This is a genomic window from Methylotenera versatilis 301 (assembly GCF_000093025.1).
GTDB lineage: Bacteria > Pseudomonadota > Gammaproteobacteria > Burkholderiales > Methylophilaceae > Methylotenera > Methylotenera versatilis.
Genome location: NC_014207.1, coordinates 2948572 through 2968542 on the forward strand (window position 1 = coordinate 2948572; position 19971 = coordinate 2968542).

The window sequence follows — 19971 nt, forward strand, 5'->3', positions numbered from 1 at the left end:
TAACAAGATGCAAATTATCAAAATAGGAATTCTCTAGATGTAGCTTATAAGCGAGGTGCAAAATGATTATTTATCAAGTGGTAGATGAAGAAAATAACTTAGTGAGTGAGCACTCACAACGTGATATAGCACTACACAGTGCGGAAGACTGGACTGTTTGGTATGAAGATCACTACTATCATGTTGAAGAAGTGACTTTCCAAGAAGCACACGAAAGCCTCGGTTAAAGTGCTGTAGCTAAAATGCTTGGCTAGTGTTGTACCCTGCAGACTAAAACTCGTATTTACACTTAATCTACAGGTAAGGTAACTGACTCTACTTTTTGAGCGTGCTCGATTTTGTTGGAATAATAGAGCCTGAAGGCACTACAACATCTTTGCTTTTCTTAGGTTTTCTGGTTTCTTTGTTACTCTTAATTTGACCTTTAGCCATGATAATTCTCCTAACGTTAAACGTGGCTTCATCATAGGCTGATGCGTAAAATTAGGTGGATTATTTTTTGAACAAATCCAATAGCCGGACAATAAAAATAGTCACCTAGTTACTTTTGCGAATACCAATAGCAACAATCCAATAACTATCACAATCCCGACAAATGATGCTATACCTTGCCATCCTAAAAAGCTCATCTTATTATCCCCTTCACCAGCCAGCATAAGAAGCTACATCATACGATTTATGTCTAATTAGACACTTTGATTTAAATCAAAAAAATAATAAAAATTTGGCTAATGTTAAGCGTATGATTTACACCTAATTCAATCTCTAATTTTTAGGAAATCAATATGCTCAACATGTATGAAATAGCTATTCCACCTTTGAAGCGTGCACTAAGCAATCTAGCCACTATTTTAAAAATTGGTGAAGAACATGCAGATGCGAAAAAAATTGAGCATGCTGTTTTTCTAAACGCAAGACTTTTTCCAGATATGTACCCACTCATTCGCCAGGTACAAATTGCCACCGATATGAGCAAGGGTGCGGCGGCAAGATTGGCTGGGCTTGAAGTGCCAAAATTCGAAGACAACGAAACAAGCTTTGCGGATCTACACGCACGTATTGCCAAAACGATTGCGTTTATTGATACGATAAATCCTGCGCAATTAGAAGGCAGCGAATCTCGCGAAGTGACGATTACGGTGCGCAAGGTTGATTTGAAATTTACTGGGCAAGATTACCTGTTGAAATGGGCCAATCCAAATGTGTATTTTCATGTGACTACTGCTTACAATATTTTGCGCCACAACGGTGTAGAGCTTGGTAAACCAGATTTTCTTGGCCCAAGAACATAAATATTCTGTTAATTAAGAATTCAAAATATCATCAAGGTGGGCTTACTTCTGCCCACCTCAATAGCGCATTAAGATCTAACCCAGCTCACCGCTAAAGCGGCAATACAAGCAACAATCAAAACGATACTAATCCAGCTGGCGATGCGCGCTTTCACACCAATACGCGCGTCGCCCATCACCTTAGCGTCACTTGCCAACAAGTAAAGCGCCACAACATGCAGCGGCAACATGACGGCATTGACTACTTGGCTAGTATAAATAAGTGGAATCAATGGCAGCTTAGGCAAGGAAACCACGCTGACGGCAGCCACGGTTAAGCCGACAAACGCCGCATAAAATAATTGAAAGTGTTTCGAATCTAAATCCAGTGAAGCTGGCGCGCCTATACCTTCTGCAATCGAATACGCGGTAGCCAATGGAACAATCGCGGCAGCTAATAACGATGCGCCTAACAAACCGGCACCAAATAACACAGTTGCAAATGAGCCTGCAAGTGGCTTTAAAGCAAGCGCGGCATCTTTTGCATCGTTGATATGCACACCAGCGCGATTAAGCGTTGCTGCGCAGGCGACGGCAATGGCAAGGCCAATCACACCCGTCAGTACAGATCCAATCAGCACATCGACCCGTTCCCAACGCAAATTAGCGACAGTAATTTTTTTATCCACCGCATAAGATTGAATAAATGCTAATCCCCAAGGGGCAAGCGTGGTGCCAAGTGTTGCAGCTATGGCTATCCATCCGATAGAACTGGTCGGCATATGCGGCACGATGGAGTTTTGCCAAACTTGCGACCAATCTGGCTTAGCTAGAATACCGTCAATAATATAAAGCGCTAGCGTTGAAGACACAATGAGCAGAACTCGCTCCACTTTGTGAAACGAGCCTAAGACAACAATTAGAGAAATCAACACCCCAGCAATCGGCGCACTAATCCACGATGGAATTCCAATCAAAGAACCGGCCGCAGAGATTCCTGCATACTCCGCGCATATCGTGCCGAAGTTTGCAAATAGCAAGCCTATCACCGCAAAGTATCCCCAGCCGTGGCCCCAACGCTCACGAATAATGCCAACAAAACCCTTGCCAGTCGCCGCACCTATGCGCACCGCCATCATATGAAACTGAATAAGTAAAATGGTTGAGGCTGGAATAATCCAAAGCAATCGATAACCGTGGTCTGCGCCAAGTACAGAGTAGGTGGTAATACCAGCAGGGTCGTCGTCTGAAAGACCCGCAAGCAAGCCTGGACCAAGCACTGCGAGAAACGCCGAGAATGCGCCCAAACCCGCCGCGCGGAAACGTGCAAACTGCAAGGCAATGCCGCGTTTGTGATGTGCTACCGCATGAATAGGCGCACCTAAGAATTCGCGACTGCGATGTAAAAATGGTTTCTTGTGTTTATAGCGTGCGCGCATCTTTACCTTAGACTATCACAGCGGAAAAATATCAGCTTGAGTAATAGTACGCTTAAAAACTAGGCTGTGGTTGCAGATTGGTATAAGCCAATACAAGCAAGGTGCTATGCCCTAAATTAGCCTCTGAATGTCAAAATACGAAGCAAGAACATATAGATAGGGCTATGTAAACCGATACAAAATGAAATAATCTCTTACAAATAATGACAAACAAAATTAAATAAATATGAAATAATCCGCTTATTCTGACTTATCAGCTATAAATTTTTTGAATATGGGGTTTATTATGAAACTGAACATGATTGCTTTAGCGTTAGCACTTTCTTCACAAACTGCATTTGCATACCAATGTAATACCGTGATGGGCGGCTGCCCAACTGACACTGGCGTTGTTACTTCAACCCATATGCGCTCAGACCTTGGTGTTAAAGTTGCTCATCCAGAAAAAGCTGCTGTTGCACCCTCAAAAACAGGTGCCGCTGGTAGTACAGGTAGCGCTGCTAAATTACCTGCTAAAAAGTAAAATCACCAGTAATAAACAACGAAAAAAAAAAGCCCTACAAGCTAAATGCTTGTAGGGCTTTTTAATTGGCGGAGCGGACGGGACTCGAACCCGCGACCCCCTGCGTGACAGGCAGGTATTCTAACCAACTGAACTACCACTCCAAAAACGATGCGCTTTCTTGTACTTAACAAAAACGCATTTAAACTCGCTCACTCATTTTTTACAAAACGAGAAACGATAGCCACACTTGCAGGATCTTTGGTGGGTGCTAACGGGGTCGAACCGCTGACATTCGCCTTGTAAGGGCGACGCTCTACCAACTGAGCTAAGCACCCTGCCTGACTAACGAGGTGCGCATATTACATGAAATTTAGGAAATTTTCCAAGCATGATTGAATAAAATTAGAATAATTTGCAATTTCAAGAATAATTCACAATTTTAGTTTGAAACTTGGCTTAAATTTGGCTCGTAATCTAGCCTGCAATCTCTAGCCTACCAGCTAAGGCGAAGTGATACCGTTCGCTTTTAATAGATCAAGCGCGTCATTAAGATTTTTTTGCGCTTCTGAAACTGGCTCAGGGCCATACATCTTTTCACGCGACCAATCTACCAACTCGCCAGATGCCCAAGAAACGACATAAGCCAACACAAATACCAATAACCCACGCGTCACGCCTTTGGGCATGCCATGCTCATCTAATAGGCGATGAAGATACCATGCCGCAATCACAAACACGATGGTAGAAATAATAATATTCCACATGGAGGGTATAGTGAACATGGCTGTTTTCTACTCAGGTTAAATATTTAAGATTAAGACTGCTAGCGCATCATACAACCTAAAATAGAGGCCTTGCAAGGCAATATCTATGCGGGTCGTGGAGCATAATTTTCATAAGACGTAACGCATCAATGTCACACATTCCATGCAATAATAGCTAATAACAAACCCTTTTCAACCCTATTTTTGACAGTAGAAAACATGACAAACGACCAAGCGCTGACCTATATGCACAATCTTTTACGTGCCATGTTAGACAAAAAAGCATCAGACTTATTCATCTCTGCAGATTTTCCACCAGCAATGAAAATAGATGGAAAAATGACGCCAGTCACGCAGCAAAAGCTCACAGGCGAACTCACCAAAGCCTTTGCTGATGCCATTATGAATGACAAGCAGAAAGCCGAGTTTGCGGTTGAAAAAGAATGCAATTTTGCAATCTGGCCTAAAGAAATTGGGCGTTTTCGAGTGAATGTGTTTTTACAGCAAGAAAAAATAGGCATGGTGTTGCGTACTATCACCACAAAAATACCTAACTTTGAGGATTTAGGCTTACCTAAAGTACTCAAAGAAGTGATGATGACCAAGCGTGGCTTGGTGATTTTGGTTGGTGGTACAGGCTCGGGCAAATCCACCACACTGGCTGCGCTGATTGACTACCGCAATGAACACAGCTTCGGTCATATCATTACAGTAGAAGACCCTGTGGAATATGTGCATCAAAGTAAAAACTGTTTGGTCACTCACCGTGAAGTAGGGCGTGACACCAACGGCTGGTTCAATGCGCTGAAAAATACATTACGCCAAGCGCCTGATGTTATTTTGATTGGCGAGATTCGCGACAGGGAAACCATGGAATTCGCGCTAGCCTTTGCGGAAACCGGACATCTTTGCATGGCAACCTTGCATGCCAATAGCGCCAATCAAGCGCTTGATCGCATCATCAACTTTTTCCCTGAAGAACGTCATGCGCAACTGCATATGGATTTATCGTTGAATCTACGTGCATTTGTGTCACAACGATTAGTTTCGAAAGTCGGTGGCGGCCGCAGTGCGGCTGTTGAGATTCTGCTGAATTCACCCTTGATTTCAGATCTGATTTTAAGAGGTGAAACAGGCATGGTAAAAGAGATTATGGCCAAATCAACGGAGCAGGGTATGCAAACATTCGACCAAGCCTTATTCCAGCTCTGTGAAGACGGTGTCATTTCTGAAGAAGATGCTTTAAGAAATGCCGACTCACTCACCGAATTACGTTTGCGCTTTAAACTCAAAGGCAAAAATGCTGGTGCTAAATCAACCAGTATGTTTGCCTTGCATGAAGAGCCTAAAGAGGAAAAGGCCCCAGAAGTTCAGGCAGCAATGTAAGCTAAACAGCGGGTATGTTTACCCTCTGTTTAGTCATGATTAAATGACACAATCACCTCACGCGAAGCCAGCACAATCTCGCGCAAAAAGCACAGCAAAGCCAAAATCACCGAAAACATCGACGAAATAAATGCCAGCAATACTACATGCGGCATTTTAAAACCCGTCTCGACTGAAATAAACAAAGTAGCAATAGAAACGCACACACATAAAGCCGCCAGCGTTGCCAAACCAATTGCGCGCCTCAGCCATTTAGTGCGTTTTATGACAATCTTGAACTCATGCTTAAATTTTTCATGCTGTTCTCGCGGCATATCGTTTAACAGTCGCGCACGGTCTATAGATCTACCTAGACGACCGATCAACACGCCTAGAATAGAACCTATACCCGTGAGTAGAAATACAGGCGCTACCGCGTCGCGAATAGCCTCGGAAACGGCGTGAATATCGGTGATGTTGGCAATCATAATGTGGAATAAGCTTTGCTAAGATAGGAGTTGTTTAATCAATCTATGCAGTGAAATTTAGACCTTATTCACTAGCCCGTCAATTTATTTTAATGTGTAGATTTACGTATAACGACAAAAACAAAAAAGGAGCCGAAGCTCCTTTTTTGCTAATTGGGGTTTGCCACCAATTATTAAAACCGATTGAATATGGTCGGCGTGGAGAGATTCGAACTCCCGACATCCTGCTCCCAAAGCAGGCGCGCTACCAGGCTACGCTACACGCCGAAGGCCGGCACTATACTGAGAACAGCCGCCGCCGTCAAGGCCGTGGATTTAATTAATAAAGATTATGATGAGCGCTCAACAAGCACACTATTGCGATCAATGTATTGCATATCAATCAAAATTAAGCCACTTTCACCTATACAGCTCACATTAACGGTTAAAATTGAGCCCTTATACAAAGCACTAGGCTCATTCGTTACAGTGGAATTCATTTACATTTTTGGTCGCTTAATATTTTCATTAGGCTCTAACATTTATCAAAAAAAGCTATCGCAACAGGGCTTGCACCCGTTTTTTATTGTCGCAGCCACTTACTTTGTTTTAAGCTTAATTGCGGCGCCACTATTGGTCATGATTGAAATCAGCCAACTCAGCAATGCGTTCTGGCTGAACGCATTGCTCGCATCTCTATTTGATGTGGGTGGATGGATGTTTCTAGTGATGTCACTCTCAAGAACCGAGCTTTCCGTCTTCGGTCCACTTAACGCTTATAAAGTCGTTGCATCCATGCTGCTAGCCATCGTGTTTCTAAACGAAATACCTAGCCTGCAAGGTCTAATCGGCGTTTTGGTGATTATTGCTGGCAGCTATTTTTTAACGCCTTCCACGAGTAACTTGCAAACCAACCGCATCGTAAATCTGTTAAAAGACAAAGGCGTACAGGCAAGATTTCTCTCTATCTTCTTATTCGCCATCGGCACTATTTTTCTTAAAAAGTCGGTGATACTCGGCGGTGCATTGGCTACCATGGTGTTTTGGTCGCTCATCGGCTTTGTCCTAGCGCTATTAAGCAATCAACTATTTTTAACTGGCAGCCTAAAAAATAACATGCAAGCCTCCAAAAAGCATCTACACACGCTTTTTGTCATCGGGGCAATGGTGTTTATCATGCAGTATTTTACCTTGCTGCTACTCGCCAGCATGATGGTGGCTTACGCACTAGCACTGTTTCAGATAGGCATGGTTTTACAAGTGTTTGCAGGCTACAAAGTCTTTAACGAAAAACATATCACCAGAAAACTACTCGCCTGCTTAGTCATGATGGCAGGCAGCGTGCTGGTGTTAATGGCCTAGCAATGCCTTATCCTACTCATTAAGCTCCTTGAGCTAAATCACCAAAAGCGTATGATGAAATAGTGAAAAGTTGAAATTAACGGTAATAAAAAGAGGGTAATCATCATGGCCAATGACTCAAAAGACCACAAATTTAACGAACATGTCAAAGCGATTGAAGAACATAAATCACTGCTAGAAAAATTACACTTAGAAAGTGATGCAGATTTAGCTAAAGCCAAAAACTCACTAGAAAATATCGCCATCACACTTGAAGAATATTTAAAAGTCATTGGTGTGCCGTAGCTTCTAGAGTGGCATACGAGCCGCCTGAGTGAGAGTGCTTTGCTTAGGGAAGTGGGGAGCAATAAAGCCATTATTCCGTAGACTTAATTTCTTACAATTGAGAAATTGTAGAATTAAAACTGGTGCCGGATGTCGGAATCGAACTGACGACCTTCGCATTACAAGTGCGCTGCTCTACCAACTGAGCTAATCCGGCATTTTGCTAGGGAGCGAATTATACTGAAAATTTAGCAAATGTCATGCCAATGAATGTAATTTAAAAAAATAAATCTAGGCAACCTACGCAAATTAGCGTATTTAAAAAAACATTAAATATCTGATAATACAAATACTCTAATAGACTCAAATGGTTAATCACGATGAAACTGATTTCACTTAATATTGCACAACCCAAAACCGTGGTTATTAACGAAGAGCCAGTATTAACGGGCATTTATAAACTACCCGTGCAATGCCCTTTTTGGCTAGGTAAGCTCGGTTTAAATGGAGATGGTCAAGCCGATAAAATCGTACACGGTGGTGAGCACCAAGCCATATACAGCTAACCTTTTGAGCATTATGCATACTGGCAAGATACGCTTGGTTTAACTGATTTACCTTATGGCACGTTTGGTGAGAACTTAACCATCACTGGTTTTGATGAAGACACCATTCAAATTGGTGAAGCAATCGTATAGATCACTATGCCAAGAATCCCATGTTTTAAGTTTGGGCACAAGATAGGCCAACCAGCGATATTAGAAACATTTTTAAACAGCGGACGCAGCGGCTTTTACCAACGTGTACTCACAGCAGGCTCTATAAAAGCTGGCGATGAAATCACACTGCTAGACCGCGCGATAGACTCAATTACAGTTCGCACCGCGCTTATTTTACAAAAGCTAGATTTAGCACTAGCCACAGATGAACCTAAAGAGCTACTCAGCAAAGCCCTAAAAATCCCCAACCTAGCCCATTGCTTAAAACTGTATATTTAGAACGTTTAACTGAAGGTAAGGCTATATGGCATAAAACGACCCTAACTGAAGTCTCTGACCGTCTGGTATTTGGCATGGTAATCACATTACTTCAAAGCTGACACTGAGAATCATCATTACCCCGTCCCAAAGAGGACAGTCATATTGCGTGACTAAATAACCACACCTCTTCAAAGCCTTTTATATTCTGAAGTAGCTTCTTTGTTATATACATAAATTAGCACTACTGAGGCTATTTTCACAATAAGTGACTCAGTCAGTAGCTAAGCGCTATGGCTGTTTGCCTTTGAATCAACAGCCAATAAGCACAATGCTTTTCAATCAGCATGAAGCCAAAACAAAAAAACTTATCCTATTGATTATAAATGAATAATTTTATGGCATGAATTATGCCATATGTACTGTAGCGCCTTCTAAATTGGGCGTGTAGTCACTTTTATTGTATCAAGTGGCTACTCAAGATTATTGCTATTAAATACATTCAGGATGAGGATTTATGAAAAATCAATTAGTGAGTTTTAGATGGAGCAATTTGGCACTTTTGCCTGCTCTAATTACTAGCAGCTTGGCTGCTAATGCTGCAACATTTCAAAAAGATGAAGATCAGTTTATTAATATTGGGGTAGCCTCTAGAATCAGTTATAGCTCAATATCAGATGCTGCACCTAATGGCAAAGATCGCTCAAATGACTTTACTGTTGAGGAAGCGCGTCTCTATACAAATGGTAAAGTCCATAAAAATGTTGGCTTTGAATTTAACTTAGCGAGGAACTCTTCTGATAACCAAGTGGAGATTCTTGACGCACATCTTGGTCTTGAATTAAACAACTACTTTAATATCTGGATTGGTCGCTTTTTACCCCCGGCAAGCCGTGCTTCAGCTTCAGCCCCAGCTTATCCACCGAGTTTTGACTTTCCGATTACTGAGCAAGCACCAAATCAATTTGGTGGTCGCGATGATGGCGCGTCTATCTGGGGCGGCACTGAGAATCAAGCTTTAAAATATCAAGTTGGCGCTTTCAAAGGCAGACGTGGCACTTCGAATCAAGCTGATAATTTATCTTATGCGGCTAAGGTCCAATATAATTTCTGGGATGCTGAGCCTGGTTTCTATAACTTAGCGAGCTATGATGGCTCTAAATCGATTTTATCTGTGGGAAGCTCAATTCGTTACCAAAAAGATGGAGCCGGAACTTTAGCGAATCCAGGTGATTATCGCTATTGGAACATCGACGGTCGTTTAGAAAAACCACTTGAAGATGGTGCGGTAGTGGGTGCCGAGGCATCGTATTATGACTATGATAACGATGATACAAACGATTTAACTGCACCTCAAGGTAAGGGCTACTTTATATTAGGTAGCTACACTTTCCCGCAAGTAATTGGTATTGGTAAAATCCAACCAAAATTTGTTTATCAAAAGTTTGATAATAACTCATCTGGTGTTGATACAAAGCGTTACGACTTGGGCGCAAGCTATTTAATCAATGGCAGCAGCAATACCCGTATTGATGTATTTGGATTCAAACAAACTGCTGACAATACGCGTGATGTAGATGGCTTTAAAGTATTGTTCCATGTGGCGCATTTCTTTTAATAAAATTTACTTAAAATAAAAGCGGCCATTAATATGGCCGCTTTTTAAACATTAGATTTCACCCGATAGAATACTCAAATAAGCATTTTCCTACTTTTCTTAACGACCTAAATAAGACGCCTCAAGCAATTCCGACGCGTGAAATCGTTCCGCTATACCTTCACTTGCAATACGTCCATTCTCTAATAAGTAAGCATAATCCGCATAACGAAGTGCGATATTTGCATTTTGTTCAGCTAACAGAAAACTAACACCCTCATCTTTATTGAGCTGGCAAACTATTTCAAATATTTCTTCAACTATTTGTGGTGCAAGCCCCATAGAAGGTTCATCTAAAAGCACTAAACTCGGCTTTGCCATCAATGCGCGACCAATCGCTAGCATTTGCTGCTCGCCCCCAGAAGTATATCCAGCTTGTTTCTTTCGCAAGCTTCTTAACCTTGGAAAGTAGTGATAGATAAGCTCTAAATCAGATTTTAGGTTTCCTGCTTTTGGACGCTTTACAAATGCCCCTGACAGTAAGTTTTCTTCAACAGTCAGATGTGCAAAGCAATGCCGTCCTTCTAAAACCTGTATTAGTCCATCTCTGACTAATTGATGAGGCTCACCATGAGTCACCTCTTTACCTTGATAATAAATATGACCATGCACAACTTCACCACGCTCAGCATTTATTAAATTTGAAATAGCTTTTAAGGTAGTGCTTTTCCCCGCACCATTTGCCCCGAGTAATGCGACGATGCTGCCTGTTTTAATATCCAGCGAAATATCTTTGACAGCCAGAATGACTTTTTCATAGATTACTTCAATATTCTCAACACGTAATATGGATGCTGTACTCATCATTTACTCCTTTACAGACTTTAATTTCAACTAAGCCCTCAATTGAAGTTTTAGTCGAAATTAAACTCTAAATGGCAGAACGTTCGCCCTGCCATTTATATGAACTTAAATTTGATTAACTGTTATGATTCTTTAGAGCAATCACGCGGTGTAATCCCTTTTTCTTTGGCATATTCGTGTGAGGACTGCTCAATAATAGGACGCAACAGTTTGCGATCTGCTTGAACCCAATCTGAAATGACTTTCCATTTGCTTCCGTCCCATTGTTGGAATCGCACTGAGCCGCCACCTTCATGATCAGCGCAACTTAATTTAAGCGGTTGCACCAAACCATACGCACCTAATTGCTTGAGACGGGCATCATCTAGTTTGATGTGCTCAAAGCCCCAACGAACCTCTTCACCAGTTAATGGACGCTTACCAAACTTAGCTTGCGCAACGCGAATGGCTTCAACGTTAAGGATGCCATTTTCAACACCTAAGTTGTAGTAAACCGTTCCAAAACGTTTAGGATCTTGCAAGTTGCCTTTGCCAGCTTTTACAACAACCTTGTCAATATCCTGCAACACTTGGAAATTAGTGCCTGATGGATGGGTTGTAATTGAGATATAGCCTTTAGCTGCTGCACCTGCTGGCGCTGCGTCATCTTCAGAGTTACTCCAAATATTACCGATAATGTGGTCCGCGGGGAAACCAGTTTTTTGGGCTGTTTTCAATGCAACAGGATTCATCACACCCCAGCCACGTAAAATTACCCAATCTGGTTTATCACGACGAATAGTGAGCCATTGCGATTGCTGTTCATTTCCTGGGTGTGGTACTTCTAACAGCGTTAACTGAAAGCCATATTTTTTGGCCAATAACTCTAGAATCGGGTTGGTTTCTTTGCCATAAGGAGAGCCATGGTAAAGCGTGACGATCTTCTTACCTTTCAATTTATCCAAACCGCCAGACTTAGTCCCGATGTAATTAATAATAGCTGACACCTCACTATAAGGATTCAATTGCAGTGGAAACACGTAAGGAAATACACTGCCATCAGTGGAATCTGTTCTACCGTGGTTGATGGTAATCAACGGCAATTTATCTGCCGTAGAACGCTCTAAGGTTGCATAGGCAATACCTACTGAAAGCGGATTAGTCGCAGCGGCAGGCGCACCGTTTAGTCCTTTTTTCAGGCGTTCGTAGCACTCAACACCTTTTTCGACTACATATTCTGTTTCGCACTCACTCCAAGTAAGTTTTACACCGTTTACACCACCTTCTTTGGTGTTAATGTACTGTAGGTAGTCAATAAAGCCACCAAAAAAACCTGAACCGCCAGCAGCATATGGTCCGATACGATAACTTTGTAAGGGGAAATATTGCTCATTTTCTGCATATGCATTGCCAGCAAAAAATGTTGCGCTTAATCCTATCGAGATTAGAATTTTAGCAATTTTGCCTAAATTTCTCTTCATTTTAATACTCCTTTGTTTTATCATAAATACTTAAAATACCATTTGGTTATATAGAAAGCGTAGTTTGTCAATAATCAGCACATTAATCATTACTCCTGAATTTGTTGAATAGTTAGAATCTGAGAGGCCAAACGCGAGCGCGCTGCCTAAATGTTTGCCAATATTTGGCAAGACCATTGGGTTCTTTGATTAAGAAGAAAATAATCAATGCGCCGAAAATAATTTTCTGAAAATTTTCAAGTTGCCCTGCGTCGATTGCTCCAGATAGCAAGTGATTGGAGATCACTGATAAAAGGATAGGCAACAGAACAATAAAAGCGGCACCAATGAAATTACCTGAAATACTACCCATACCACCAATAATGATAATAAACAGGATTTGGAAGGAGCGTGTTAAGTCAAACCCATGCGGCTCAACAGTTCCTAAGTAAGTAAATGCCCATAAAGACCCAGCAATGCCCAAGAAAAATGAGCTGATGCCAAAAGCGAGTAACTTCGCCTTGGAAACTGAGATACCAATCACCGACGCAGCAGTATCCATGTCTCTAACAGCCATCCATTGGCGACCAATCTCGCTCTTTACTATGCTTCGGGCAATAAGGCCTAACGCTACGACAATCGTTAACGTCAGCAAATAGCGGCCGACAGGATTACTAAAGTCGTGGCCTAAAATAATCAGCGGCGGCGCGGTAATCACACCAGACGAACTATTGTGGGAAAACCATGCAAAGTTCGTCAAAGCCCATTGCACAAAGAATTGGGCAGCTAAAGTGCTCACTAGCAAATAGAAACCTTTGATTCGTAAGCTAGGTAAACCGAAAATTACACCAACGGCAGCGGCAGTAATTCCTCCAAAGAAAAAACTCACTAAAAATGGCAATCCTTCTATCCGTAGATGAAAGTTATAAGCTGCAAAAGCTCCTACTGCCATAAAGGCCGCAGAGCCAAGCGAGAGCTGGCCTGCATATCCAGTCAGTAAATTAAGGCCTAAACCAGCTAATGAAAGAACTAAGAAGGGAATTAATACCGCACTGAACCAATAGTCGTTGCCAATAAAAGGTACGACAATAAAGGCAAATGCTAAAAGTGCATAGAATGAAAATCTATCCTGATGTAACTTAAAAAGTCTGTTATCAGCACGATAGCTTGTAATAAATTGTCCAGATTCTCTATATATCATCATTTAATTCCACTAAACACGTTCAATCGTCTGTTCACCAAACAAGCCAGTAGGCCGAATTAGTAAGAAAACTGTGGCTAACACATACGGAAACCAATTTTCAATTCCACCACCAATGATTGGGCCGATATAAACTTCAGCCAATTTTTCAGAAGCACCGACAATAAGCCCGCCAACAATTGCGCCTTCTATTGAGGTAAAGCCTCCAATGATGAGCACTGGTAGTGCTTTTAAAACAATCAGTGAAAGTGAGAACTGCACACCTAAACGTGCGCCCCACAATAAGCCAGCCACTAGTCCAACGAAGCCTGCTACCGCCCATACAATAAGCCAAAGTTTTTGTAATTTAATACCAACAGAAAGCGCAGCCAGTTGATCATCCGCAACGGCTCTCAACTCAATACCTGTTCTTGTTTTGTTGAACAAGAAAGAAAGCAACAACACTAAAGCACCCGCAACACCTGCGGCAAATAGATCAAACTGTGAAAGCAGTAAACCAAGAAATTCAAATGGCTCATCACTAATGCCTAACTCCAAACCGTGCACTTGCGCACCCCATACAGCTTGCGCTAAGCCCTCAACGATATAACTCAAGCCCAACGTAGCCATGAACAAGGTGATAGGAGGGCGATTAACCAATGGACGTAAAACGAATCTTTCGACCGCCCAAGCAAGCGCAATCATGGTGAGCATCGTCATTCCGAAAGCTAGCCAAAATGGAACATGCCTTTCTAACAGACTTACAAAGGTAAGCGCTGAAAACAATACCATTGACCCTTGTGCAAAATTGAACACACCTGATGCCTTGTAAATCAGTACAAAACCGATAGCAACCAAGGAGTACATCACCCCAGAGAGCAAACCACCAATCAAGACTTCGAAGAAGAACCCCATCATTTATACCTTTAAATTAAAACTTAAATGCGCAACCGATTAACCATTAATGCTTTGTGCCGAGATAGGCTGCTAAAACCTCAGGGTTTACCCGCACTTCATCAGGCGTTCCATCACCAATTTTCTTTCCGTAATCAAGCACAACTACGTGATCTGATAATGACATCACCACACCAATGTCATGTTCAATCAGTACAATGGTTGTGCCAAACTCCTTCTTGGTATCCAAAATAAACTGACTCATTTCACGTTTCTCATCTTTATTCATACCAGCCATCGGTTCATCTAGTAATAACAATTTTGGTTCAGCAGCTAAGGCGCGAGCGAGCTCGACCCTTTTTTGCAATCCATAGGGTAAGCTACTCACTAAATGATTTCGCCATTGTTGAATTTGCAAAAACTCAATGACTTCCTCAGCCTTTTTGCGTTGAATGAGACTATCTTTCACCGAACTTCTAGAATTTAAAGCCTGCTGAACCCAATGCGTTTGGACTTTAAGATTTCTGCCCGTAAGTACGTTATCTAGCACGCTCATGCCTTTGAATAAGGCAATATTTTGAAAGGTGCGCGCAACGCCTTTAACTGCAGCATCATGGGGTTTCATTTTTGTTCTAGTCTCACCATCGAAGGTAATTTGCCCAACATCGGGCTGGTAGACGCCATTAATCACATTCAGCAATGAGCTTTTGCCCGCGCCATTAGGACCAATGAGTGAGCAGATTTCCCCTTGATTCACATTAAAGCTAATATCAGTAATTGCTTTAACGCCCTTGAAGGAAAGTGATATGTTTGACATGCTTAACAACACGTTTTGACCACTCATACAAGCAACCCCGTAGGCGTACTACGAATGTCGATGTTTACAGCATTGACTTCAACATAGTTTTTCTTAGCGCTGCTATGGGAAAAAGTATGAGGCTCTACATTCACCGCTTTCCAATCTTGCACATCAGGCCAATTTCTTATGTTTATTCCAAGCGCCTTAAAAAAATTTAAAGACTGCTCACTCAATGGCTCGTCCACTAGCAGCGGCACTCTAGTTCGGCTAAAGCCAATCACATCACGTAGTGGGCGTAAATATAGCCAATGCGCTACCAACTTACCTAGTAATGAATGCTTAGACTGAGAATATATTGCCCAATCTAATGCTGCTCTCAACCACGTACCATTTAGCGGTAAACGCGCTTTAATTAGGCTCTCTAGCCGCTCATATGTTTGCTTAGTACCCGCCACCAGCGTTGGTCCGAGCTCTCTTCTATCGTTGTCTCGAGTGTTGATATTTTCTGGAAAATTAAGGCGAAAACCAGCTAGTAGCCAGGGAGCCAGTAAGTATCTAACATGCCCACTGGCCGCAAATGTCCGTGCAACTAGGGCTTCTTCTGTATTTGTTAAATGCTCAAGGCTTACCAAATCACGCGCTTGCATCAGCATTTCTCTATGCTTTAGTAATTTAACTTCAACATGCTTAGCGTTATTCAATCTGAAAAATGCAAATGCATTATGCTCAGATTCAGCAACATGCCTGATATCAAATATATCTAACTCGGCTTGTATTATTTCTGAATAGAAATTCAAAGAAGAATGTTGATAGTTGGATAAACCACGCCGATCTGCATAAATAATTAAATGTGGCTGCTCACTAAGCTGAAGCGCAAGATCAACTTGTAATTGACCTTCTGCAAATAGAAAAACTGGCTTTAACAATTGAAAAAGCTCCGAGATTTGCTCAACATCATTTTGCGGGTCTATCGGCGCGGCTACTCCACCCAGCCATTGAGCCGCAACAGAGATCAAAAGCGCCTCAGGTCTTGGGTGAGTCAAAAGAAACAGTGTGTCTCCAGATGCAAAACCTTTGCGCTTAAGCAGTTGCACCAATCTATACACCTCATCCCTTGAATCACTCCAAGTAGACTCTTTCCAAATACCTAATTGCTTATGGCGAATGGCCACACGCTTGCCAAAGCTAGACGCTTGAAAATTCAACCAACTAGGTAATGTATCAATACTCATCATCAATCTCTATTGCTCTCAATAACGATCACTAGGCAGCTTTGGCTAATCGCTCTAACTCTAGCTCGCGAACGATAGGTAAAACTTTTTCACCAAAGTAGGCAACCTCTTCTTGAAAATGCAGAAAACCTGAAAGTATCAAATCAACGCCAACCGCCTTAAGCGCAACAATACGTTCAGCAATTTGACGTGGCGTGCCAATTAAATTAGTTTTAAAGCCATCGTTGTATTGCACTAAATCTTCAAAAGTTGATTTTGCCCAGTTGCCTTCACCCTCTGGACTAGCCGCACCAGCTTGCTTCGCCGCATGACCAAAAGCATTGACCGCCTCAGGATTTGCCTTAGCGATAATTTCAGCAAGAACGGCCTTGGCTTCTTCTTCAGTCTCACGTGCGATGATGAATGCATTAACCCCAACTTTAACTTGATGGTTATTTGCAGCAGCTTTTTCTTTAATATCATCAATCTGTGCTTTGATACCTTCAACTGTGTTGCCGTTGGTGAAATACCAATCCGACACTCTAGAAGCCATGTCGCGTGCTGCTCTAGAGCTACCGCCTTGAAAAACCTCAGGAACTTTGAGTGGCTTTGGTTTTAGTGAGTAATTTCTAAAACGGTAAAAATCGCCAGTATAGGTAAAGTTATCAGTCGTCCATATACCTTTAAGCGACTCAATAAACTCTTGTGAACGTCTATAACGCTCATCATGTTCCAACCATGGCTGACCAATGGCTTGAAACTCACCTTTAAACCAACCTGAAACAATATTGACCGAGATGCGTCCTCCGCCAGTCAGATGGTCGATTGTTGCAATTTGCTTAGCCGCCAAAGCTGGATCCCAAGGTCCAGGTAAAATTGCTGCAATGACATTCAACTTTGTGGTTGCGGCCAACAGGCCATGTGAGAATGAAACGGATTCATGCTGATTATCAGCGCCGTAGCCTGCAGTAAATCGAATTTGGCTCAACGCATACTCAAAACCACTTTTCTCTGCAATCTGTGCCAATTTTTTGTTGTATTCAAAATCCCAGCTAGTGCGTTGTTCAATGTCGCTGACGACTAAGCCGCCACTCACATTAGGTACCCAGTAGGCAAACTTAATTGGATTACTCATGATGTTCCTTTCAAAAAATTATGTTGTTAGTTAAGAGCCGCTTGCCACATGCTTAGCTTCTTCGCTTAGTTGAATACGTCGATGTTTCAACAAAGGTAAGGCGCGATCAACTGACAACTTGATACGCTGTTTCAGTAAATCATTACTTACTTTGTAATTAGTGAAATCTGCCTCTGAGGCATAAACGCCTATAGGCAATGTGTGCGCTTGAAAGAAGCTAAAGAGTGGGCGTAATTGATGATCAATGACCAACGCATGGCGCTCACTACCGCCAGTAGCAGCCAATAACACAGGCACATCAATGAGAGCCTCGTGGTGGACAAAGTCGAATAAATGCTTAAATAGACCAGTATAGGATGCGCGATAAACTGGGCTAGCCACAACCAACAAGTCAGCAGACTCAATTGCGGCAATGTCATTCAACACTCGCTCTGGAAGCTCTGCATGGTTAAGTGCTCCACCAAACAATGGGCCAATCTCACTGATCTCAATCACATGAAGATCAATCGGCAAGGCAGCACCTAAGGCTGCAACAATCTCTTCAACCAAGGTCAGCGTCCTTGATGGCAATTTCAAACCACCAGATACCGCAACTACTTTTAGCTTATTACTCATATTTACTCCTATACAGATTTTCGGCCGATCATTTGTTGATACAGCTCACGTAATAAGTATTAGCAGCAAATATGCCAACTATTTTTTCATTTTAAATCAATATGTTAAGCATATTTTTTGTTGGTCACTGTTGTTGAATAGTGTGCCACATTGCTGACAGGCTGCTGCTGACACAGCAACTTGATTACTTTTTTAACAAGATAGATGTTCTTAAATTTAGCCAAATGGTCGAAAAATGATTGATACGTGATATCTGATACAAAATTTTTAGCAGTTATCCAACTCATCACATCAACTCTGCTTACTAGGCAGCAGAACATCAGCAAGATGCTGCATAGTCAACTTAATAAAAATAAATAAAATTAAAATATCAATGTAAATCAATAGGTTAAATAGTGGCATGCTAAATGCAAAGTGGTATGTGTTATCTCATCTATGCTGAGATCGAATGCACCAATTAATTAAATTTTAATCATCACAATATGAGAAGGAATATAAATGTCCACATCTGCATTAAGAAAAGATGCTTCACTACATAGCATTCATCGCCCGCTTGCCCACATTATTAAATCCGATGAAGAAGCCATCAGCATTGCAAAAGCGCTTGCTCCTGCCATCGCTAAAGAAGCAGCCAAGCGTGATTCAGAACGTCAGTTACCTTACAAAGAGCTCGACCTATTTTCTCAGAGCGGCTTATGGGGAATCACCGTCCCTAAAGAATACGGAGGTGCATTCGTATCTAATGCAACGTTAGCAGAAGTGATAGCAATTATTGCTGAGGCCGATCCATGTATCGGACAAGTGCCACAAAACCACTTGTATATGGTGGAAGGATTGCGTTTAGATGGCACAGAAGAACAAAAGAAATTTTTCTTTGATTTGGTATTGCAAGGCGTACGCTTTGGCAATGCGTTCTCTGAAATTGGCACTAAGAGCGTATCGGACGTCCAAACCCGTTTAACTCCTTCAGAAGGCGGTTATTTGTTGAATGGGAAAAAATTCTATTCATCTGGTGCATTGTTAGCTGATTGGGTTCCAGTCGTCGCTAAAGATGAAAACGATAACACAGTAGTTGCATTCGTAAAAAAAGGCAGCGAAGGGTTAACAATCATTGATGACTGGTCAAGTTTTGGTCAACGCACCACGGCCAGTGGCACCACTATCCTAGAAAACATTTTTGTTCCAAAAAATTATGTATTGCCGCATCACCTAGCATTCGATCGCCCAACAACCATGGGGCCGATCGCACAAATCATCCAAGCGGCAGTGGATACGGGAATTGCTCGAGCGGCATTGCGTGACACCATAGATTTCGTACGCAAATATACTCGACCATGGATAGATACCGAATTGGAACATGGTTATGAAGATCCTCTTACCATACGAGAAATCGGTGATATTCAAATAAAGGTACATGCTACCGACGCATTACTGAAACGCTCTGGTGAATTTATCGATGCTGCTCAGAAAAATCCGAATGAAGATACAGTAGCGGCTGCTTCTATTGCTGTTGCTGAGGCAAAAGTATTCAGCACAGAAACCGCGCTACTTGCTGGTAGTAAGTTATTTGAACTTGCTGGCACAAGATCCACCCTAGGCCAGTACAACCTAGATAGGCATTGGAGAAATGCGCGTACTCATACCCTTCATGACCCAGTGCGTTGGAAATATTTTGCCGTTGGTAACTACTATTTAAACGGTGAAAAACCTCCGCGTCACCCATGGATTTAACAACTAGGAAAATGTCAGTAATCTGACCTTAAAGAAAAGGCATGTCTATATGGACATGCCTTTTTATTTGTAGATAGCAATCAAAATAAAAA

20 protein-coding genes, 4 tRNA genes and 1 pseudogene are annotated in these 19971 nt (G+C 42.0%); 10 read left to right on the forward strand and 15 right to left on the reverse strand.

What is annotated here, in order from left to right:
• Positions 1 to 62: 62 nt before the first annotated feature.
• On the forward strand, positions 63 to 227 hold the full coding sequence (locus tag M301_RS14630; RefSeq protein ID WP_013149354.1) for a hypothetical protein: 165 nt from the start codon (positions 63 to 65) through the stop codon (positions 225 to 227).
• A gap of 558 nt (positions 228 to 785) precedes the next feature.
• The gene (locus M301_RS13560; RefSeq protein WP_013149356.1) at positions 786 to 1292 is read left to right on the forward strand and encodes a DUF1993 domain-containing protein; all 507 of its coding nucleotides are present in this window, start codon (positions 786 to 788) and stop codon (positions 1290 to 1292) included.
• A 68-nt stretch (positions 1293 to 1360) separates the two neighbouring features.
• On the opposite strand, the gene M301_RS13565 is transcribed toward M301_RS13560, so the two are convergent.
• Positions 1361 to 2710 carry an NRAMP family divalent metal transporter gene (locus M301_RS13565; protein WP_013149357.1) on the reverse strand — a complete coding sequence of 450 codons (1350 nt, stop codon included), beginning with the start codon at positions 2708 to 2710 and terminating at the stop codon, positions 1361 to 1363.
• A gap of 286 nt (positions 2711 to 2996) precedes the next feature.
• Here M301_RS13565 and M301_RS13570 point away from each other — a divergent pair, with 286 nt between their 5' ends.
• Positions 2997 to 3233: a hypothetical protein gene (locus tag M301_RS13570; RefSeq protein WP_041359534.1), complete on the forward strand. Its 237-nt coding sequence runs from the start codon at positions 2997 to 2999 to the stop codon at positions 3231 to 3233.
• Positions 3234 to 3299: 66 nt separating this feature from the next.
• On the opposite strand, the gene M301_RS13575 is transcribed toward M301_RS13570, so the two are convergent.
• The 3 genes from M301_RS13575 to M301_RS14635 form a co-directional block, all read right to left on the reverse strand.
• A tRNA-Asp gene (locus tag M301_RS13575) sits at positions 3300 to 3376 on the reverse strand.
• Between the two features lie 98 nt (positions 3377 to 3474).
• A tRNA-Val gene (locus tag M301_RS13580) sits at positions 3475 to 3550 on the reverse strand.
• Between the two features lie 165 nt (positions 3551 to 3715).
• Positions 3716 to 3997: a hypothetical protein gene (locus M301_RS14635; protein WP_013149359.1), complete on the reverse strand. Its 282-nt coding sequence runs from the start codon at positions 3995 to 3997 to the stop codon at positions 3716 to 3718.
• A 201-nt stretch (positions 3998 to 4198) separates the two neighbouring features.
• Here M301_RS14635 and M301_RS13590 point away from each other — a divergent pair, with 201 nt between their 5' ends.
• The gene (locus tag M301_RS13590) at positions 4199 to 5365 is read left to right on the forward strand and encodes a PilT/PilU family type 4a pilus ATPase (protein WP_013149360.1); all 1167 of its coding nucleotides are present in this window, start codon (positions 4199 to 4201) and stop codon (positions 5363 to 5365) included.
• A gap of 29 nt (positions 5366 to 5394) precedes the next feature.
• Here the strand turns inward: M301_RS13590 and M301_RS13595 are convergent, their stop codons facing one another.
• Complete coding sequence (locus M301_RS13595; RefSeq protein WP_013149361.1) at positions 5395 to 5832, reverse strand: DUF2721 domain-containing protein; 438 nt, start codon at positions 5830 to 5832, stop codon at positions 5395 to 5397.
• A gap of 190 nt (positions 5833 to 6022) precedes the next feature.
• Positions 6023 to 6099: transfer RNA gene (locus M301_RS13600), tRNA-Pro, on the reverse strand.
• A gap of 201 nt (positions 6100 to 6300) precedes the next feature.
• On the opposite strand from M301_RS13600, the gene M301_RS13605 reads away from it, so the two are divergent.
• Together M301_RS13605 and M301_RS13610 are read left to right on the forward strand one after the other, a co-directional pair.
• Positions 6301 to 7173, forward strand: a complete 873-nt coding sequence (locus M301_RS13605; protein ID WP_041360255.1) for a DMT family transporter — start codon at positions 6301 to 6303, stop codon at positions 7171 to 7173.
• Positions 7174 to 7278: 105 nt separating this feature from the next.
• Positions 7279 to 7458: a hypothetical protein gene (locus M301_RS13610; RefSeq protein WP_013149363.1), complete on the forward strand. Its 180-nt coding sequence runs from the start codon at positions 7279 to 7281 to the stop codon at positions 7456 to 7458.
• Positions 7459 to 7578: 120 nt separating this feature from the next.
• Here M301_RS13610 and M301_RS13615 read toward each other — a convergent pair.
• A tRNA-Thr gene (locus M301_RS13615) sits at positions 7579 to 7654 on the reverse strand.
• Between the two features lie 163 nt (positions 7655 to 7817).
• On the opposite strand from M301_RS13615, the gene M301_RS14735 reads away from it, so the two are divergent.
• The 3 genes and pseudogenes from M301_RS14735 (at position 7818) to M301_RS13625 (ending at position 10032) form a co-directional block, all read left to right on the forward strand.
• A complete protein-coding gene (locus tag M301_RS14735; RefSeq protein ID WP_238524646.1) occupies positions 7818 to 8003 on the forward strand; it encodes an MOSC domain-containing protein in 186 nt (61 codons plus the stop codon).
• A 63-nt stretch (positions 8004 to 8066) separates the two neighbouring features.
• Positions 8067 to 8435, forward strand: a pseudogene (locus tag M301_RS14740) (MOSC domain-containing protein); the annotation flags it as partial.
• A gap of 496 nt (positions 8436 to 8931) precedes the next feature.
• Entirely contained in the window at positions 8932 to 10032 is a 1101-nt protein-coding gene (locus M301_RS13625; RefSeq protein WP_013149364.1) for a porin, read from the forward strand.
• Positions 10033 to 10131: 99 nt separating this feature from the next.
• Here M301_RS13625 and M301_RS13630 read toward each other — a convergent pair whose 3' ends face one another.
• The 8 genes from M301_RS13630 to msuE form a co-directional block, all read right to left on the reverse strand.
• Positions 10132 to 10875, reverse strand: coding sequence for an ABC transporter ATP-binding protein (locus M301_RS13630; protein WP_013149365.1), 744 nt, complete (start codon positions 10873 to 10875; stop codon positions 10132 to 10134).
• 122 nt (positions 10876 to 10997) lie between these two features.
• A complete protein-coding gene (locus M301_RS13635; RefSeq protein WP_013149366.1) occupies positions 10998 to 12335 on the reverse strand; it encodes an ABC transporter substrate-binding protein in 1338 nt (445 codons plus the stop codon).
• Positions 12336 to 12447: 112 nt separating this feature from the next.
• Positions 12448 to 13515 (reverse strand): branched-chain amino acid ABC transporter permease, encoded by a 1068-nt coding sequence (locus M301_RS13640; protein WP_041360256.1) that lies wholly within the window; start codon positions 13513 to 13515, stop codon positions 12448 to 12450.
• A 12-nt stretch (positions 13516 to 13527) separates the two neighbouring features.
• The gene (locus tag M301_RS13645; RefSeq protein ID WP_041359538.1) at positions 13528 to 14409 is read right to left on the reverse strand and encodes a branched-chain amino acid ABC transporter permease; all 882 of its coding nucleotides are present in this window, start codon (positions 14407 to 14409) and stop codon (positions 13528 to 13530) included.
• Positions 14410 to 14455: 46 nt separating this feature from the next.
• A complete protein-coding gene (locus M301_RS13650; RefSeq protein ID WP_013149369.1) occupies positions 14456 to 15232 on the reverse strand; it encodes an ABC transporter ATP-binding protein in 777 nt (258 codons plus the stop codon).
• On the reverse strand, positions 15229 to 16422 hold the full coding sequence (locus M301_RS13655) for an AMP-binding protein (protein WP_148218609.1): 1194 nt from the start codon (positions 16420 to 16422) through the stop codon (positions 15229 to 15231). The genes M301_RS13650 and M301_RS13655 overlap by 4 nt, the downstream gene beginning before the upstream one ends.
• A 28-nt stretch (positions 16423 to 16450) precedes the next feature.
• On the reverse strand, positions 16451 to 17533 hold the full coding sequence (sfnG, locus tag M301_RS13660; protein ID WP_013149371.1) for a dimethylsulfone monooxygenase SfnG: 1083 nt from the start codon (positions 17531 to 17533) through the stop codon (positions 16451 to 16453).
• A gap of 30 nt (positions 17534 to 17563) precedes the next feature.
• Positions 17564 to 18148: an FMN reductase gene (gene msuE, locus M301_RS13665; RefSeq protein WP_013149372.1), complete on the reverse strand. Its 585-nt coding sequence runs from the start codon at positions 18146 to 18148 to the stop codon at positions 17564 to 17566.
• 498 nt (positions 18149 to 18646) lie between these two features.
• Here msuE and M301_RS13675 point away from each other — a divergent pair, with 498 nt between their 5' ends.
• Positions 18647 to 19879 (forward strand): SfnB family sulfur acquisition oxidoreductase, encoded by a 1233-nt coding sequence (locus tag M301_RS13675; protein ID WP_013149373.1) that lies wholly within the window; start codon positions 18647 to 18649, stop codon positions 19877 to 19879.
• The last annotated feature ends 92 nt before the right edge of the window (positions 19880 to 19971 follow it).

Coding starts and splice junctions, on each gene's coding strand:
- M301_RS14630 (WP_013149354.1), top strand. CDS start 63: ATGATTATTTATCAAGTGGTAGATGAAGAAAATAACTTAGTGAGTGAG.
- M301_RS13560 (WP_013149356.1), top strand. CDS start 786: ATGCTCAACATGTATGAAATAGCTATTCCACCTTTGAAGCGTGCACTA.
- M301_RS13565 (WP_013149357.1), bottom strand. CDS start 2,710: ATGCGCGCACGCTATAAACACAAGAAACCATTTTTACATCGCAGTCGC.
- M301_RS13570 (WP_041359534.1), top strand. CDS start 2,997: ATGAAACTGAACATGATTGCTTTAGCGTTAGCACTTTCTTCACAAACT.
- M301_RS14635 (WP_013149359.1), bottom strand. CDS start 3,997: ATGTTCACTATACCCTCCATGTGGAATATTATTATTTCTACCATCGTG.
- M301_RS13590 (WP_013149360.1), top strand. CDS start 4,199: ATGACAAACGACCAAGCGCTGACCTATATGCACAATCTTTTACGTGCC.
- M301_RS13595 (WP_013149361.1), bottom strand. CDS start 5,832: ATGATTGCCAACATCACCGATATTCACGCCGTTTCCGAGGCTATTCGC.
- M301_RS13610 (WP_013149363.1), top strand. CDS start 7,279: ATGGCCAATGACTCAAAAGACCACAAATTTAACGAACATGTCAAAGCG.
- M301_RS14735 (WP_238524646.1), top strand. CDS start 7,818: ATGAAACTGATTTCACTTAATATTGCACAACCCAAAACCGTGGTTATT.
- M301_RS13625 (WP_013149364.1), top strand. CDS start 8,932: ATGAAAAATCAATTAGTGAGTTTTAGATGGAGCAATTTGGCACTTTTG.
- M301_RS13630 (WP_013149365.1), bottom strand. CDS start 10,875: ATGAGTACAGCATCCATATTACGTGTTGAGAATATTGAAGTAATCTAT.
- M301_RS13635 (WP_013149366.1), bottom strand. CDS start 12,335: ATGAAGAGAAATTTAGGCAAAATTGCTAAAATTCTAATCTCGATAGGA.
- M301_RS13640 (WP_041360256.1), bottom strand. CDS start 13,515: ATGATATATAGAGAATCTGGACAATTTATTACAAGCTATCGTGCTGAT.
- M301_RS13645 (WP_041359538.1), bottom strand. CDS start 14,409: ATGGGGTTCTTCTTCGAAGTCTTGATTGGTGGTTTGCTCTCTGGGGTG.
- M301_RS13650 (WP_013149369.1), bottom strand. CDS start 15,232: ATGAGTGGTCAAAACGTGTTGTTAAGCATGTCAAACATATCACTTTCC.
- M301_RS13655 (WP_148218609.1), bottom strand. CDS start 16,422: ATGATGAGTATTGATACATTACCTAGTTGGTTGAATTTTCAAGCGTCT.
- sfnG (WP_013149371.1), bottom strand. CDS start 17,533: ATGAGTAATCCAATTAAGTTTGCCTACTGGGTACCTAATGTGAGTGGC.
- msuE (WP_013149372.1), bottom strand. CDS start 18,148: ATGAGTAATAAGCTAAAAGTAGTTGCGGTATCTGGTGGTTTGAAATTG.
- M301_RS13675 (WP_013149373.1), top strand. CDS start 18,647: ATGTCCACATCTGCATTAAGAAAAGATGCTTCACTACATAGCATTCAT.